The organism is Streptomyces sp. NPDC048416, assembly GCF_043200435.1.
Classification (GTDB): domain Bacteria; phylum Actinomycetota; class Actinomycetes; order Streptomycetales; family Streptomycetaceae; genus Streptomyces.
Genome location: NZ_JBICXU010000019.1, coordinates 75,138 through 89,271, shown reverse-complemented (window position 1 = coordinate 89,271; position 14,134 = coordinate 75,138). Strand labels below are relative to the sequence as shown.

Annotated in this window: 16 protein-coding genes; 6 read left to right on the top strand and 10 right to left on the bottom strand. The window is 73.1% G+C overall.

Features of this window, described 5'->3' with window-relative positions:
• Positions 1–141 precede the first annotated feature (141 nt).
• From ACGFW5_RS23025 to ACGFW5_RS23005, 5 genes are all read right to left on the bottom strand, one after another.
• Positions 142–387 (bottom strand): hypothetical protein, encoded by a 246-nt coding sequence (locus ACGFW5_RS23025; protein ID WP_393836155.1) that lies wholly within the window; start codon positions 385–387, stop codon positions 142–144.
• 159 nt (positions 388–546) lie between these two features.
• On the bottom strand, positions 547–1,467 hold the full coding sequence (locus tag ACGFW5_RS23020; RefSeq protein WP_393836154.1) for a glycoside hydrolase family 26 protein: 921 nt from the start codon (positions 1,465–1,467) through the stop codon (positions 547–549).
• Between the two features lie 107 nt (positions 1,468–1,574).
• Entirely contained in the window at positions 1,575–1,820 is a 246-nt protein-coding gene (locus tag ACGFW5_RS23015) for a hypothetical protein (protein WP_393836153.1), read from the bottom strand.
• 58 nt (positions 1,821–1,878) lie between these two features.
• On the bottom strand, positions 1,879–3,153 hold the full coding sequence (locus ACGFW5_RS23010) for a cytochrome P450 (protein WP_393836152.1): 1,275 nt from the start codon (positions 3,151–3,153) through the stop codon (positions 1,879–1,881).
• 76 nt (positions 3,154–3,229) lie between these two features.
• Positions 3,230–3,508: a hypothetical protein gene (locus tag ACGFW5_RS23005; RefSeq protein WP_393836151.1), complete on the bottom strand. Its 279-nt coding sequence runs from the start codon at positions 3,506–3,508 to the stop codon at positions 3,230–3,232.
• 165 nt (positions 3,509–3,673) lie between these two features.
• Between ACGFW5_RS23005 and ACGFW5_RS23000 the strand changes: the two genes are divergently transcribed.
• A complete protein-coding gene (locus tag ACGFW5_RS23000; RefSeq protein ID WP_393836150.1) occupies positions 3,674–4,174 on the top strand; it encodes a hypothetical protein in 501 nt (166 codons plus the stop codon).
• Positions 4,175–4,229: 55 nt separating this feature from the next.
• On the opposite strand, the gene ACGFW5_RS22995 is transcribed toward ACGFW5_RS23000, so the two are convergent.
• Positions 4,230–4,703 (bottom strand): hypothetical protein, encoded by a 474-nt coding sequence (locus ACGFW5_RS22995; protein WP_393836149.1) that lies wholly within the window; start codon positions 4,701–4,703, stop codon positions 4,230–4,232.
• Positions 4,704–5,083: 380 nt separating this feature from the next.
• Between ACGFW5_RS22995 and ACGFW5_RS22990 the strand changes: the two genes are divergently transcribed.
• Positions 5,084–5,383: a hypothetical protein gene (locus ACGFW5_RS22990; protein ID WP_393836148.1), complete on the top strand. Its 300-nt coding sequence runs from the start codon at positions 5,084–5,086 to the stop codon at positions 5,381–5,383.
• An 85-nt stretch (positions 5,384–5,468) separates the two neighbouring features.
• On the opposite strand, the gene ACGFW5_RS22985 is transcribed toward ACGFW5_RS22990, so the two are convergent.
• Complete coding sequence (locus tag ACGFW5_RS22985; RefSeq protein ID WP_393836147.1) at positions 5,469–5,675, bottom strand: hypothetical protein; 207 nt, start codon at positions 5,673–5,675, stop codon at positions 5,469–5,471.
• Between the two features lie 183 nt (positions 5,676–5,858).
• Positions 5,859–6,962: a citrate synthase 2 gene (locus tag ACGFW5_RS22980; protein WP_393836146.1), complete on the bottom strand. Its 1,104-nt coding sequence runs from the start codon at positions 6,960–6,962 to the stop codon at positions 5,859–5,861.
• 336 nt (positions 6,963–7,298) lie between these two features.
• Between ACGFW5_RS22980 and pdxH the strand changes: the two genes are divergently transcribed.
• Positions 7,299–7,922 carry a pyridoxamine 5'-phosphate oxidase gene (gene pdxH, locus ACGFW5_RS22975; RefSeq protein ID WP_393836201.1) on the top strand — a complete coding sequence of 208 codons (624 nt, stop codon included), beginning with the start codon at positions 7,299–7,301 and terminating at the stop codon, positions 7,920–7,922.
• 364 nt (positions 7,923–8,286) lie between these two features.
• On the opposite strand, the gene ACGFW5_RS22970 is transcribed toward pdxH, so the two are convergent.
• Complete coding sequence (locus ACGFW5_RS22970) at positions 8,287–8,670, bottom strand: VOC family protein (protein ID WP_393836145.1); 384 nt, start codon at positions 8,668–8,670, stop codon at positions 8,287–8,289.
• A 182-nt stretch (positions 8,671–8,852) separates the two neighbouring features.
• Between ACGFW5_RS22970 and ACGFW5_RS22965 the strand changes: the two genes are divergently transcribed.
• The gene (locus tag ACGFW5_RS22965) at positions 8,853–10,232 is read left to right on the top strand and encodes a PAS domain-containing protein (protein ID WP_393836144.1); all 1,380 of its coding nucleotides are present in this window, start codon (positions 8,853–8,855) and stop codon (positions 10,230–10,232) included.
• Positions 10,233–10,630: 398 nt separating this feature from the next.
• On the opposite strand, the gene ACGFW5_RS22960 is transcribed toward ACGFW5_RS22965, so the two are convergent.
• The gene (locus ACGFW5_RS22960; RefSeq protein ID WP_393836143.1) at positions 10,631–11,386 is read right to left on the bottom strand and encodes an SIS domain-containing protein; all 756 of its coding nucleotides are present in this window, start codon (positions 11,384–11,386) and stop codon (positions 10,631–10,633) included.
• A 202-nt stretch (positions 11,387–11,588) separates the two neighbouring features.
• Between ACGFW5_RS22960 and ACGFW5_RS22955 the strand changes: the two genes are divergently transcribed.
• Complete coding sequence (locus tag ACGFW5_RS22955) at positions 11,589–12,281, top strand: iron dependent repressor, metal binding and dimerization domain protein (RefSeq protein WP_393836142.1); 693 nt, start codon at positions 11,589–11,591, stop codon at positions 12,279–12,281.
• Positions 12,282–12,916: 635 nt separating this feature from the next.
• Complete coding sequence (locus tag ACGFW5_RS22950) at positions 12,917–13,780, top strand: alpha/beta fold hydrolase (RefSeq protein ID WP_393836141.1); 864 nt, start codon at positions 12,917–12,919, stop codon at positions 13,778–13,780.
• Positions 13,781–14,134: the final 354 nt, after the last annotated feature.

The window sequence follows — 14,134 nt, the reverse complement described above, 5'->3', positions numbered from 1 at the left end:
AAGTTCTCCTTGAATGGACACGCGACCGCAGACACGCAGTCGTCATGTCACTTCAACGTGTCGATCGGCCATAGGTAACGGACACCAAGGAGCAAATCGGTTCCTCCGTGAGCGGAACGTGACCGGCCACCGCCCGCCCCGCTACTCGCCGCACTTCCCGCGTGAGGCGCGCCGGGACAGCGCGACCGCCGCCGCACCCGTGACGACCGCGCCCGCGCTCAGTGCGCCGAGCAGCGAGGCGTTCGCGTCGGCGCCGGTGTCGGCCAGGGTGGGCCGCGCGGGCGCTTCACGGTGACCCGCGGCGTGTGCCGCGTACCCCGTGCCCAGCGTGGCCACGAGCCCCGCGACGACGGCGGCCCGTGCCACGGGGCCTGAGAGCTTGTCCATGCCTGCGACCCTTCAACAGGAAATCCGGAGTGGGATCGGATGCTGATACGCATGATGGGGATTCGCCTCAAGGGATGCCCGGGCCACGCGAGCCGCACCGCAGGGACCACCCGTCCGGCCCACCCCGCGCCCCCGCACGGCCCAGCGGGCGGCCCGCGCTCACCGCGCCCGGTAAACGCGCGCCGCGTCGGGGTGGCCGGGGCACTCCCACACGCCGTGCGGGCAGTAGTCGGTCAGAGTCTGGTAGACGGGCCGGTAGCGGCGGAACCACGCCGTCATCCCGCGTACGTACCGCGCGTCGTCGCCGTTGCGGAAGAGCCCCCACTCCGGGTAGGACACCGGCTTGCCGTGCCGGGCGGCGAAGTCGACCTGGGCGCGCAGCCCGTACGGCTCCTCGACCTGCTCGCGGAACGACATGCCGGCGGGCTGGTCGTAGGAGTCCATGCCGAGGATGTCGACGAAGGCGTCGCCGGGGTAGCACTCGGTCCACGGCACGGCGTCGCGGCCTCGGTCCGGCGCGAAGTCGAAGCGGAAGCGCTGCCCCGCCACCGAGCGCATCGCGCTCACCACGCGCCGCCAGTACACCCGCCACGCGGCCGGGTCGGGAGCGCATCGGTGCGCATAGGTGACGCCGTTCATTTCCCATCCCAACACCACGATGGTGTCGTGGAGCCGGCGGGAGACGAGGTGCTCGGCCAGCGTGGTGAAGTGGTCGTCGAAGGCTCCCAGCGCCCCCTGCCTGAGCAGGTCGCGCACCTCGGCGTCGGGCAGGCCGTCCTCGTTGCGGGACAGCATCGGCACGTTGAGCACGAAGACCCGGTCGGCGCGCTCGTGGCGCCAGCGGGCCCAGGGCGCGAGCAGCTGCGCCGGGCCCTCGATGCCGCTCCAGGTGTCGCCCGGCAGGTAGGTGTGGCCCGCGCGCAACTGTCCGTGGCCGCGCCACTTCTCGACCGCCGCGAGCTTGCCGATGCCGTCGCTTCCGGAACCGGTGAAGACGCCCGCCGCCGTCCGGGCCGCGGGCGGCGTCGGGCCGCGTGTCCGGTCGCCGGGCAACTGGACGAGCGCGGATACCAGCAGCACGAGCGCGCAGAGCGCGGCCTTCCACGAGGGCGGTACGCACCGGGGCGCCCCACCTGCCCGACCCCGGCGCCCGGGGCCGGGCCCGCCTGCCCGGCGCGTCCTGGTCGTCAGCGGCCCCCGGACGCGCCGCCGCGCTGGACGGCGTCGCTGAGCGTGGCGACACCGGTGGTGAGCGTTTCGGCGATCTCGCCCTGGCCGCCGAGCACCTTGGGCCGGCCGTATTCGCTGACACTGCCCTGTCCCGCGCCCGTGCCGGCCGCCACGATGCCGGGCGCGGCGAGGAGCAGGAGGGATGCGGCGGTGGTGGCGGCCCACAGGCGGTGCCGTGTGTGCCCTGTGTTGATGGCGTTCATGCCCGGTACAACGCCGCCCGTGCGGGGAGGGTGCGCGCGCGGGGCCGGGCGCCCGGCCTCAGGGCTTGGACGCATCGAAGGCGAAGTGCTGCTTGCGGACGCGGTGGTCGAAGTTGGATGTGCCGAGTTCGGGCTCGCCGAGCGCGCGTACGGCCAGCGGGCGGGTGAGCAGTTCGCGCAGGACTGCCTTGATCTCCAGACGGGCCAGATGGGCTCCGAGGCAGTAGTGCGGGCCGCCGCCGCCGTACCCGAGGTGCGGGTTGGGGTCGCGGGTGATGTCGAAGGCGTCCGGGTCGGTGAACACCGACGCGTCACGGTTGGCGGAGGCGTAGAGCAGCATCACCTTGTCGCCGGGCAGGAAGGTGTGGCCGGACAGGGTGTAGCGCGTGGTGACGGTGCGGCGGAACTGGATGATGGGTGTCGAGTGCCGCACGATCTCGTCGACGGCGCCGTCCGCGTAACGCTCGAAGTCGGCGACCAACAGCGCCAGTTGGGCCGGGCTGCGGGTCAGGAGGGCAAGCGCGTGGGCGATGGCGTTGCGCGTCGTCTCCACGCCCGCGACGAGCAACAGCGAGAAGAATGAACCGAGTTGAGGGTACGTCAGAGCCTGTCCGTCCACGTCGGCGGTGACCAGGGCCGAGATGAGGTCGCCGGTAGGGCGTCGGCGCCGCTCGCGGCCGAGCCGCGCCACCGTCAGCTCCATCCGTGCCAGCGCCCGCAGCCCCTTGCCGGGGCTCATCAGACGGGCGGCGAGGCCGCGCCGTACGCCCGCGTGCTCGGCGGCCCGGTCGATCTGGCGGGCGATGCGGCGCCGGTCGGCGTCGGGCACGCCGAGCATCGCGCAGATGACCTCGAACGACATCCGGGAGGCCACCGAGGAGACGAACTCGTCGGGCCGCTCGGCGACCATGTCGTCCACGATGCGTACGGCGAGCTCGCGGATGTGTGTTTCGGTGGTGGCCAGCAGGCGCGGGGTGAAGGCCTGCTGGACGATACGGCGCAGGCGCGCGTGGTCGGCCCCGTCGAGGTTGACCATCGAATCGCCGAACACCGCCCGCACCCAGCGCGCCGGCTCGGGCGATGTGACGCCCGGGGCGCTGGCGAACACCCGGGGCAGCCGGCTCGCCTTGAGCACGTCGGCGTGCCGGACCAGGGCGTAGAAGCCCTGCTCCGGGCGGCGCCGGGTGGCCCGGCGTTCGGTGAAGAACACCGGGCGCGGCTCATGCCTCAACTCCGTGAAGCGCGCGAGGCGTTGGGCGGCCGGCAGCCGCCAGAACGCCGGGTCGGCGAGGTCGGCGCCGCTGCCGGCCGGGACCGTCCGGGTGTGGGTCACGCTCGCTCCGTCCTGACCGCCGCGCGGCTCTCGGTTGACGCTGGGAATGACACGCTCGGGCAGAGCAGGCGAGCGGTCAGCTCATCAGGTCGTGCCCTGCCTTGACCGCGTCCTTGGCGGCCTTGACCGCGTCGCTTCCGGCCTTCACGCCGTTCTTGACGGCCGTGACCTTCTGGTTCAGCTTGTCCCCGACGACGCTCTCGGCGGCGGGCTTGAGCTGGGCGCCCGCGGCGCTGGTGGTGGTGGCCGCTTTGCTCAGGGTGCCGCCGAGGTCGAGGGCGTGCGCGGAGGGAGACAGGGCGGCGGCGAGCGCGGTTCCGGCTGCGGCGGCGGCAAGGTATCGGCGTACGTTCATGTCGGCTACAACGCATGAGCCGGGCCAAGGGCACGCACGGGGGGCGCGCGCCGCGCGGATGGGCTCCAGGTTGCTGCAAGCAGGGGAACTTTGCAGTGATACCGCCGCCGCGATCGTTCTAGCAGAACGATACGGCCGAAGAGGCCAGGGAAGGAAAGAACATTCATGGGAATCACCTCACGCGCGGGCCTGGCGAGCGTACTGACCTGCATCGCGACGGCGGCGGCGGTCGCGCCGGCCGCAGCTGCCCCGGCTGTCCCGGTCGACCTGCCGCTCGGCGGTCTCAACACCGTCCTCCCGTTCGACGCCCCCACCGTGCACACCGGCATGCCGCTGCCCGTCCCCGGCACCCCCGACGGCCCGCGGTACGTCAAGGGCAACCTGCTGCCGCACAACATGGTCCCCGCGCTGCCGGTCGAGTCCGCGCTGCCCGACACCCGCATCGGTGCGCCGCTGCCCGACCCGCTGGGATCCCGCAACCTCGGCACCCCCGACCTGGTCGCCCCCGGCACCGGGCTGCACGCCGTCACGCCGGGCGCCGACCTCGGTGCCCCGCTGAGCCAGCCGCGCGCCGCGCTGTTCGGGCTGCCCGCCGTCACCCTGCCGGAGGCCGGCCTGACCGCGCCCGCGGTCCAGGGCGCCCCGGCCGCCACCGCGACCCTCTGAGCCGAGCGCCCGCCCGGGGCGCCGCGCCCCGCCACGAGGACGTGCCCAACGCGCCTCAACCGTCAAGGAGTTGACTCGTGTCTCGTCCGCCGGGGAACGTCCTCGCCGTCTCGCCGCCGGGCCGGGTGCTCGCGGCGCTGGTCGCCGTCGCCGCCGTTACCGCGCTCGCTGTGCAGGGCGCGAGCGCGGCGCCCGGCCGCCCCGACCCGCACGGGGTGGGGGCGGGCCAGGGCGCGCCGCCGTGGCCCGCGCCCACCGACCCCGCGGCGGCGGCCGCCGCCGCGGGCTTGGAGATGATGCCCGCCGAGGGCATGGTCCAGCACACCCACACCCACCTGGACGTCCTCGTCGACGGCCGGGCCGTCACCGTCCCCGCCTCGATCGGCATCGACGCGCCGCACGGGCTCATCAGTCCCCTGCACACCCACGACACCAGCGGCGTGATCCATGTCGAGTCGCCGAAGCGGGCGGACTTCACCCTCGGCCAGTTCATGGCCGAGTGGCGCGTCCCGCTGAGCGCCGACCGCATCGGCGGCCTCCATGCGGGCGGCGGGCGCCGTCTGAAGGCGTACGTCAACGGCCGTGCGGTGGCTGGGAATCCCGCGGCGATCGTGCTGCGCGAGCGCGACGAGATCGCCCTCGTCCTCACCCGCGAGACCGACACACGTCCGGCGCCGGCTAGCTACGCCTGGCCGAGCGGACAGAACGTTTCTCAGCGGGGCGCACCGGGCTGTGCGCAACAGGATCCGTGCCAGACGCCGCGCCCCGGCCCCGGTCCGCCAGACACCCCGTGGTCCCCCCCCGGGCAGGGGCGGCTGCCCTCTGCGGCCCGGGCGTCGGCCAGGTACGCCTGTCGGGTGAGAGCGGGAGGCGGCCGTGTCCGACGCCGCCGCTCCCCGTTGTGCAGGCGTGATCTCAACACGACGCATCGCCACTGTCCTCGCCGTCGCCGTCGCCGCCGGTGTCTCGGGCCTCGCCGTCTCGTCGGCGAACGCGGCGGGCCCCCTGGACCACCTGGGCAAGCCGTTGAACCCGATCAGCGAGCTCGACAACATCGCCTCCAGCGGAATCCCCGCCCCATACGCGGCCCAGCTCCCCGGCGTCAAGAGCCAGCTGGCCGGGCTCAACCACCTCAACGACCTCAACCAGCTGCACCAGGTGACCGACCCGGTCGCCCCGCTGCTCAATCTCGTATCGGCGGCGGGGTAGGCGACGTCCGTGCCGAAACACGGACGCGCGCCCGGAACCCACGGGTTCCGGGCGCGCGTCCCCGCACGTGGTGCGGGGCCCTCGGTCAGAGCAGGATCAGCAGAAGGCTGGTCAGGAGACCGTAGTGGCGGCGCTGCGAGTCGTTGTTGCCGTTGTGGTCGTAGTTGTTGTGGTTGTCGTGGGCCACAACGGCAACGGCGGTCTGCGGGGCCGCCTGGGCGGTCGCGGTGGCGGGGACGATCACGGCGGCGGAGAGCGCGACCACGACGGCGGCGCGACGGATGAGGCTCACACTGAACTCCACATTCACTGGGCAAAACGGACGAGACCGACCGTAAGCCCCATATCGCCCACTATCGTGCTTGACGCGCGCACGGATACTCCACGTGGCGCCATCGGCCGCGCCCCGCCGTCCTCAGCCCGCGAAGTCGGCGGCGCCCAGCGTGCCGGCGGTGCCGGAGAAATCTGCGATGTCCTAGATATCCGAGATGTCGGCGTATCCCTCGATCGACTGCGGGTCCCGTGAACCGGGGCCCACGTAACGGGCCGAGGGGCGTACCAGACGGCCCGTGCGCTTCTGCTCCAGGATGTGCGCCGACCAGCCGGCCGTGCGCGCACACGTGAACATCGACGTGAACATGTGCGCCGGCACCTCCGCGAAGTCCAGCACGATCGCCGCCCAGAACTCGACGTTCGTGGCGAGCACCCGGTCGGGCCTGCGCGCGTGCAACTCCTCAAGAGCCGCCTTCTCCAGCGCCTGCGCCACCTCGAAGCGCGGCGCGGCCAGCTCCTGCGCGGTGCGGCGCAGCACACGGGCGCGCGGGTCCTCGGCGCGGTAGACGCGGTGGCCGAAGCCCATCAGGCGCTCGCCGTTGTCGAGGGCGCGCTTGACGTACGCCGTCGCGTCGCCGGTGCGCTCGATCTCCTCGATCATGCCGAGCACCCGCGAGGGGGCGCCGCCGTGCAGCGGGCCCGACATCGCGCCGACCGCGCCGGACAGCGCGGCCGCGACGTCCGCGCCGGTCGAGGCGATCACGCGGGCGGTGAACGTGGAGGCGTTCATGCCGTGCTCGGCGGCGCTCGTCCAGTACGCGTCGACGGCCTTGACGTGCTTGGGGTCGGGCTCGCCGCGCCAGCGGATCATGAAGCGCTCGACGACGGACTCCGCCTTGTCGATCTCGCGCTGCGGCACCATCGGCAGGCCCTGCCCGCGCGCCGACTGGGCGACGTACGACAGCGCCATGACGGCGGCGCGGGCCAGGTTGTCGCGGGCGGTGCGCTCGTCGATGTCGAGCAGGGGCTTGAGGCCCCACACCGGTGCCAGCATGGCGAGCGCGGACTGCACGTCGACGCGGATGTCACCGGAGTGGACGGGGATGGGGAACGGCTCGGCCGGCGGAAGGCCGGGGTTGAACGCCCCGTCCACCAGCAGGCCCCACACGTTCCCGAACGAGACGTGTCCGACCAGGTCCTCGATGTCGACGCCCCGGTAGCGAAGGGCGCCGCCCTCCTTGTCCGGCTCGGCGATCTCCGTCTCGAACGCGACGACTCCTTCAAGTCCGGGTACGAAGTCGGACATCAGGCGGCTCCTCAGGATGTGTGCGACGGGCTGCGGGCGGGCCGTGCCGCCCCGGGTCCCTCGGTCATGCCCCGTACGGCAGTCGAGAACCCCGCCGCGGGCTGAACGCGTGTAGGGAGGCCACAGTGGCCCAGCCGAGAGTTTGGCGGGTCCCGACGACGTGGGGAAGCGTGACATCCGGCACACTGCCCCATTTCGTCGGCACGGGGTTGGGGCCCCGCCGTCGCGGGCACACTGCTCCGCCGCCGGCCGCGTCGCCGAGCGCCCCACGCACCGCGGGAGGCGGCGTGACGGTGCGGCAGGATGGGGTACGTGACCGACCTGGACCCCGCAGCGATGCGCGAGCAGTACCGCACCACCCTCCTCGCCGAGGAGGACCTGGCCCCCACCCCCATGGGGCAGTTCGCGCGCTGGTTCAAGGAAGCCGTGGCGGGCGGCCTGCACGAGCCCAACGCGATGGTCGTCGCCACCGCCACCCCCGACGGCCGCCCCTCCACCCGCACGGTGCTCCTGAAGTCCTACGACGAACACGGCTTCGTCTTCTTCACCAACTACGCCTCGCGCAAGGCGGCCGAGCTCACCGCGAACCCGTACGTCTCGCTGCTCTTCCCCTGGCACCAGCTGGCCCGCCAGGTCATCGTCACGGGCACCGCGGCCCGGGTGCCGCGCGCGGAGACCGAGCGGTACTTCCGCAGCCGCCCGCACGGCTCCCGGCTCGGCGCCTGGGCCAGCGCGCAGTCCACGGTGATCGAATCGCGGGCCGAACTGACCGCGCGTTACGAGGAGTTGACGGCCCGATACCCCGAGGGGAGCGAGGTTCCCGCGCCCGAGCACTGGGGCGGCTTCCGGGTCGCGCCGGGGAGCGTCGAGTTCTGGCAGGGCCACGAGAACCGGCTGCACGACCGGCTGCGGTACGCCGTCGAGGGCGACACGTGGCACGTGGAGCGCCTGGCGCCCTGAGCGGGGGCCGGCCCGGCCGCTCGGATCCGGCCATCCGGGCCGGGGGTCCGGTCCGCGCATCCGGGCCGGGGGTCCGCTCCGCGAATCCGGTTGGCCGGTCCGCTCCGGAAGTCCGGTCCTGGCATGCAGAAACCCGCGGGCTCGGGTCCTCCGGAGAGGAGCCGGCCGGACGTACCGGCGAGCCCGCGGGTCGGTGACTGCTTGGGAATTCGGCCGACGACCATGGTCGGCACCGCACAAAGAGTGCGACAGCAGGCGTCAGCCCGCAGTCACCTCACGCGTCCGGTTTGCATACATCTGTCAAACCACCTCCCTTCTCGTGTGCACCACACATTAGGAGCCCGGCCGGTGGCCCTCAAGCGAATTAATTCGAGGCGCGCGCCCGCTCCCCGGCGCTGCGCTCCACGCAGAACTCGTTGCCCTCGACGTCGGCCATCAGCGCCCACCCCGAGCCGTCCGGACGGCGGTGGTCGTCGACGAGGGTGGCGCCGAGCGCCAGCAGGCGCTCGACCTCCTCGTCACGGGTGCGGTCCTGCGGCTGCAGGTCGAGGTGGACGCGGTTCTTGACCGCCTTGCGCTCCGGCACCGCGATGAACAGGAGCGCGATCCCTCCGGCGGTGACCTGCGCCTCCGGGTCGCCGGGCACGTCCTCCGCGCCCAGGGTGCCGCCGAGCGCCCCGGCCCAGAAGGTGGCCAGACGGTAGGCGTCGGCGCAGTCGAAAGTCACATGGCGTACGAGAGAAGTCATGGGCGCCACTATGAGTACGCCTGACCGGGGCGTCCAGGGGCGGCCGGTAACCGACGTCGGCCGGAGGCGATTTCCGTGAAATCCGTGTGTGCTGCGTCACGTTCGAGTTGAATGATCCTGCGTGCGTGACCCAGCGCGCAGGCCGTGCGATGCGGCGACCACGTCCTGCAGGGGGTGCCAGGATGAGTGCTTCCCGGAGCGAGACCACCAGGGTTCCGGCCCCGGACGGATCCGGTACGGGGCCTGCGGGCCCGTCCGCGCCGGAACCCGGCGGGGACCTTCTGGCCGCGCTGCTCGACGGGATGGACGCCGCGCTCTGCGCGTTCGACGCGGACGGCGTGGTCACGCACTGGAACCGCGAGGCCGAGCGGATCCTCGGCTGGCCGGCCGAAGAGGCCGTCGGACGGCGGGGGTTCACCGGCTGGGCGGTGCGGGCCGCCGACGCCGAGGAGATCCAGGGACGCCTGATGGCGGTGATGGACGCACCGGGCCGCCATGTGCACGAGTTCGCCCTGCTGCGCAAGGACGGCAGCCGCGTCCTGGTCCGTACGCAGTCGGCGGGCGTGCGGGGGGCCGACGGGGCGGCGGCCGGGGTGTACTGCGCGTTCAGCGAGGTGCACGCGCAGATCGACCTGGAGCGTTCCATCGCGCTGAGCGAGGCGCTGTCCGACGACGGGTCCTGGGGCGTCGTCCTGGTCGACGTGGACCTGCGGCCCACCGTCGTCAACGCGTACGCCGCCCGAGTACTCGGCACCTCCCGCGCGACCCTGCTCGGCCGCCCGCTGGGCGAGCTGATCGTCCAGGGCGTCGAGGAACTGGAGGGCGCCCTCCAGCACGTACTGGCCGAAGGCTCGACGGCCGGCCCCGCCGAGCTGTGGGTGACGCTGCGCACCGCCGAGGGCGAGCGGCGCCGCTGCTGGCGCAGCGGCTTCCTCAGGCTGTCGTCGCCGCTCGCGGAGGAGCCGGTTCCGCTCGGGGTCGGCTGGCTCTTCCAGGACGTGACCGACCAGAAGCTCGCGGAACAGGAGGCCGACCGGCTCCGCTTCCGCTGCAACCAGCTCGACCGTGCCGCGCGGGCCGCCGCGGAATGCGAGGACCCGATGGAGGCGGCCGCCTCCCACCTGGACTTCGCCCTGGCCGGCTTCGCCGACCACGCCCTGCTGGACCTGGGTGAGGGCTCGCGCCTCGTGCGCACCGCGGCCACCCCGGCCGGCGCCCCTGGCCCGGTCGCGCCGGTGGCGGGCGGCGGCATCCCGGTCCGCTATCCGGCGGGCCACCCGGCCCTCCAGGCGGTGGACCGCACGGGTTCGGTGCGGGCCAGCGCGGGAGCGGGCGGTGAGCGGTGGGCGGTGGAGCGCCAGTGGCCCGCGGACACGGCTCACGCGCTGTGCGTGGTCCTGCGCAGCCGCGGCCGCACCCTGGGCGCCCTCACCTTCCTGCGCGGCGCGTCACGGCCCGCCTTCGAGCGTCCCGACGCGACGTACGCGGAGAGCGTGGCGGCGCGGGTTGCGGCGGCGGTGGACCTGGCCCAGTCCCTGCGGGAGGCTCCGCGAAGGGGGTGAGCGGGGCGTGTGGTGCTGCGCCCTGCGCCTGCGGGGGCTTGAGCCCGCCTTTGGCCCGGCCGACCGTGGACGGCTTCTCGCGCAGTTCCCCGCGCCCCTGGCGGGGCTGCCCTTCGCGGACTGCTCGGTCGGGCATCCTCAGCCCGTCCGGCGTTTGAGGACGAGCGCCCTTGAGGCGCGTTACGGGGTCTGGGGCGGAGCCCCAGGTGCCCGGCCTTCGACGTGCGGGCCGTGCGTGGCTGGTCGCGCAGTTCCCCGCGCCCTTGGCGGGGTTGGCCTTGGCAGGGTGGCTTGGTCAGGCATCTTCAGCCTGTCCGGCGTTTGAGGACGAGCGCCCTTCAAGGCGCGAACGGGGTCTGGGGCGGAGCCCCGGGGGGGCCTGCGCCGGCGGGGACGGCTCAGTGGCGGAAGAAGATGCGGTCCCTGTACTCCGTCATGACTCGCCCGTTCCACTCGTGGCCCCCGTCGACGTTCCCCGAACGAAGAAGCGGAGGTTCGATGCCCCGGGCGACCAGGGCCTCCGCCGCAGCGGCCATCGTCGCCTGCATCAGCGCGCTGGTGACCACGGTGGACGCGGGAGCGAACGGCGCCTCGATGCCCTCGTGGGTCAGCTCGGCGTCGCCCACCGCGATCTTGCTGTCGAGCACGATGTCGCAGTGGTCGCGCAGGAACGTGCCCGACACGTGCCGCGACCGCGTGTTCTGCGCGTACGCAAGCGACGTGACCCCGATGACCTTGAGCCCGAGCGCCCGTGCGTTCATCGCCATCTCCACGGGCAGCGCATTGCGCCCGGACAGCGAGATGATCACCAGCGCGTCGCCGGGCTTGGCGGGGCTGGAGTCGAGCACCGCGCCGGCCAGGCCGTCGACCCGCTCAAGGGCGGAGCCCAGCGTGGCGGGCATGACGTCGACGCCGACCACGCCGGGCACCGCCAGCAGGTTCATCAGGGCGAATCCGCCGGCCCGGTAGACCACGTCCTGGGCGGCCAGCGAGGAGTGCCCGGCGCCGAAGGCGAACAGCCGGCCGCCCGCCTCCACCGTGTCGGCGATCAGCGCGCCCGCGGCCGCGACGTTCAGTGACTCCTCGTCCCGCACCCGCCCCAGGAGCCCGATCGCGGCGTCGAAGAACTGACCGGCCAGCTTGCTCTCGCTCATCGCCGAGGACCCTTTCCGGGGTGGGGAACGACCGTGCGCCGATCACGGTGCGGTCTGTACCTTTCCCCTGTCAATACGGTGTCCACGGGCGCCGGGTCAAGACGGGCGGCGGTCGGCGCGGCACGGTTGTCAGTGGGATGCGTCAGAATTGGTCCAGGGCCAGCGGCACGACGTTTTCATGTCACAGCATCGAGGGGCACGTATGTCCGGACTGATCGACACCACGGAGATGTATCTCCGCACCATCCTCGAACTTGAGGAGGAGGGTGTGGTCCCCATGCGCGCCCGCATCGCCGAGCGCCTGGACCAGAGCGGCCCGACCGTGAGCCAGACCGTGGCGCGCATGGAGCGCGACGGCCTGGTGCAGGTGGCGGGCGACCGCCACCTGGAGCTGACCGACGAGGGTCGCCGGCTGGCGACGCGCGTCATGCGCAAGCACCGGCTCGCCGAGTGTCTGCTCGTCGACGTGATCGGCCTGGAGTGGGAGCAGGTGCACGCGGAGGCCTGCCGCTGGGAGCACGTCATGAGCGAGGCGGTGGAGCGCCGCGTTCTCGAACTGCTGCGCCACCCCACCGAGTCTCCGTACGGCAACCCGATTCCCGGCCTTGAGGAGCTGGGCGAGAAGACCGAGGCGGACGCGTTCCTGGAGGACGGCATCATCAGCCTGGGCGAGCTCGACCCGGGCCCCGAGGGCAAGACGGTGGTCGTGCGCCGGATCGGTGAGCCGATCCAGACCGACGCCCAGCTGATGTACTCGCTGCGCCGGGCCGGCGTGCAGCCCGGCTCCGTGGTGAGCGTGACGCAGTCGCCCGGCGGGGTCCTGGTCGGCAGCAGCGGCGAGGCCGCCGAGCTCGCCGCCGACGTCGCCTCGCACGTCTTCGTGGCCAAGCGCTGAGCCGAGCGCCGAACTGTGCGCCGAACTGTGCGCCGAACTGTGCGCCGAGCCGGGCGCTGTGCCGGGCTTTGCGGGGGCCGTCCTCGCCGCAGGAGTCGTAACGCTACGTCACCGCCCGCTCCCCGTACGGGAGTTGAGCACAGCGCGTGAGGGCTGCGGGGAGCTTGCGGGGAAGGCCGGTTTCCGGGTGGAATGGCAGCGGCCGGGCGGATCGCGTGCGAGGCTGTGGCTTGAGGCATATGACCGCCGAGGTGTGCGGCAGGGGAGGGGGCGGCAGCATGGCGCCGTTCGAACCACGCGCATCGTCGTCGACGCCCGGGCCTGCCTGGGCGTTCGCGCCCGCCGACCCGCGTCGGGCAGACCAGGGCCCCGGCGCCTCGCGGCGCCGGGGCCTGTCCTCCCCGGTGTCGACCCGGAGCCCCGAGCTCCCAGGGTCGACCCCCGCGGACCGTCTTCCCCGAGCGGCCCGCCTCCCGGAGAAGATCTCCCCTCGGCACGTGGCGTCAATCCTTGAGCGTGGTCACTCGAACGAGGGGTGTTGCGCGAGAGACGCGAGTTTTCGAATAGAGGTTCGATACTCTGCCGTGAACTGACCACACGGGAGCCGTCGGGGGCTGAGAGGGGGTGCCAGGCACATGGTGCGGCGCATCGACGTGACGGGGACCGGCGGGGTCCGCCTCGCCGCCTGGGAGTTCGCGGAACCGCCCAAGGGCAGCGCGGAGGCGGACGGGCCTCCCGGGGTCCTGCTGCTCCACGGCCTGATGGGCCGGGCCTCGCACTGGGCCTCCACGGCCCGCTGGCTGGCCGAGAAGCACCGGGCGGTGGCCATCGACCAGCGGGGCCACGGCCGCAGCGACAAGCCGGCCGACGGGCCCTTCACGCGCGAGGTCTACGTGGCCGACGCCGAGGCCGCCGTGGAACAGCTGGGGCTCGCCCCCGTGACCCTCATCGGCCACTCGATGGGCGCCCTCACCGCGTGGCAGCTCGCCGCCAAGCGCCCCGACCTGGTCCGCGCCCTGGTCATCTGCGACATGCGGGCCTCGGCGCTCGGCGCGGCCTCGCAGCGCGAGTGGGAGGACTGGTTCGCGTCCTGGCCGGTGCCGTTCGCGACGCTCGCCGACGTACGCAAGTGGTTCGGCGAGGACGACCCGTGGGTGGAGCGGCCCAGCCCGTCGCGGGGCGAGTTCTTCGCCGAGGTGATGGCCGAGCGGGCCGACGGCTGGCGTCCGGTCTTCTCCCGCCGCCAGATGCTGACGTCGCGCGAGACGTGGGTGCACGACGCGCACTGGGAGGAGCTGGCCCAGGTCGAGTGCCCCGCGCTCGTGGTGCGCGGGCTGGACGGGGAGCTGGGCCGCGCGGAGTCCCAGGAGATGGTGCGGGTGCTGCCGCGCGGGCAGTACGCGGAGGTGGCCGACGCGGGGCACCTCGTGCACTACGACCAGCCGGATGGGTGGCGCGACGCGGTGGAGCCCTTCCTCGCCACCGCCCTCACCCCATGACCCCGCCCGGCCCCCTGCGCAGTTCCCCGCGGCCCTGGCGGTGCCGATGCGGGCCTGCATGGGCATCTTCAGCTGGCCGGGCTGCCCGGTGCGGGCCCGCATGGGCATCTTCAGCCCGTCTGGCGTTTGAGGACGAGCGCCGTTCAGGCGTGAACGGGGTCCGGGGCGGAGCCCCAGGGTCCCTCGGCTTTTGGGTGCGGACCGTGGTCGCTTCTCGCGCAGTTCCCCGCGCCCCTGGCGGTGCTGGTGCGGGCCAGCGTGGGCATCTTCAGCTGGCCGGGCTGCCCGGTGCGGGCCCGCATGGGCATCTTCAGCCCGTCTGGCGTTTGAGGACGAGCGCCGTTCAGGCGTGAA

Excerpts from the sequence above, each read along its gene's own strand:
- ACGFW5_RS22950 (WP_393836141.1), top strand. The coding sequence starts at position 12,917 with ATGGTGCGGCGCATCGACGTGACGGGGACCGGCGGGGTCCGCCTCGCC.
- ACGFW5_RS23015 (WP_393836153.1), bottom strand. The coding sequence starts at position 1,820 with ATGAACGCCATCAACACAGGGCACACACGGCACCGCCTGTGGGCCGCC.
- ACGFW5_RS23000 (WP_393836150.1), top strand. The coding sequence starts at position 3,674 with ATGGGAATCACCTCACGCGCGGGCCTGGCGAGCGTACTGACCTGCATC.
- ACGFW5_RS22965 (WP_393836144.1), top strand. The coding sequence starts at position 8,853 with ATGAGTGCTTCCCGGAGCGAGACCACCAGGGTTCCGGCCCCGGACGGA.
- pdxH (WP_393836201.1), top strand. The coding sequence starts at position 7,299 with ATGCGCGAGCAGTACCGCACCACCCTCCTCGCCGAGGAGGACCTGGCC.
- ACGFW5_RS22980 (WP_393836146.1), bottom strand. The coding sequence starts at position 6,962 with ATGTCCGACTTCGTACCCGGACTTGAAGGAGTCGTCGCGTTCGAGACG.
- ACGFW5_RS22960 (WP_393836143.1), bottom strand. The coding sequence starts at position 11,386 with ATGAGCGAGAGCAAGCTGGCCGGTCAGTTCTTCGACGCCGCGATCGGG.
- ACGFW5_RS23025 (WP_393836155.1), bottom strand. The coding sequence starts at position 387 with ATGGACAAGCTCTCAGGCCCCGTGGCACGGGCCGCCGTCGTCGCGGGG.
- ACGFW5_RS22995 (WP_393836149.1), bottom strand. The coding sequence starts at position 4,703 with ATGCGGTCGGCGCTCAGCGGGACGCGCCACTCGGCCATGAACTGGCCG.
- ACGFW5_RS22970 (WP_393836145.1), bottom strand. The coding sequence starts at position 8,670 with ATGACTTCTCTCGTACGCCATGTGACTTTCGACTGCGCCGACGCCTAC.
- ACGFW5_RS23005 (WP_393836151.1), bottom strand. The coding sequence starts at position 3,508 with ATGAACGTACGCCGATACCTTGCCGCCGCCGCAGCCGGAACCGCGCTC.
- ACGFW5_RS22955 (WP_393836142.1), top strand. The coding sequence starts at position 11,589 with ATGTCCGGACTGATCGACACCACGGAGATGTATCTCCGCACCATCCTC.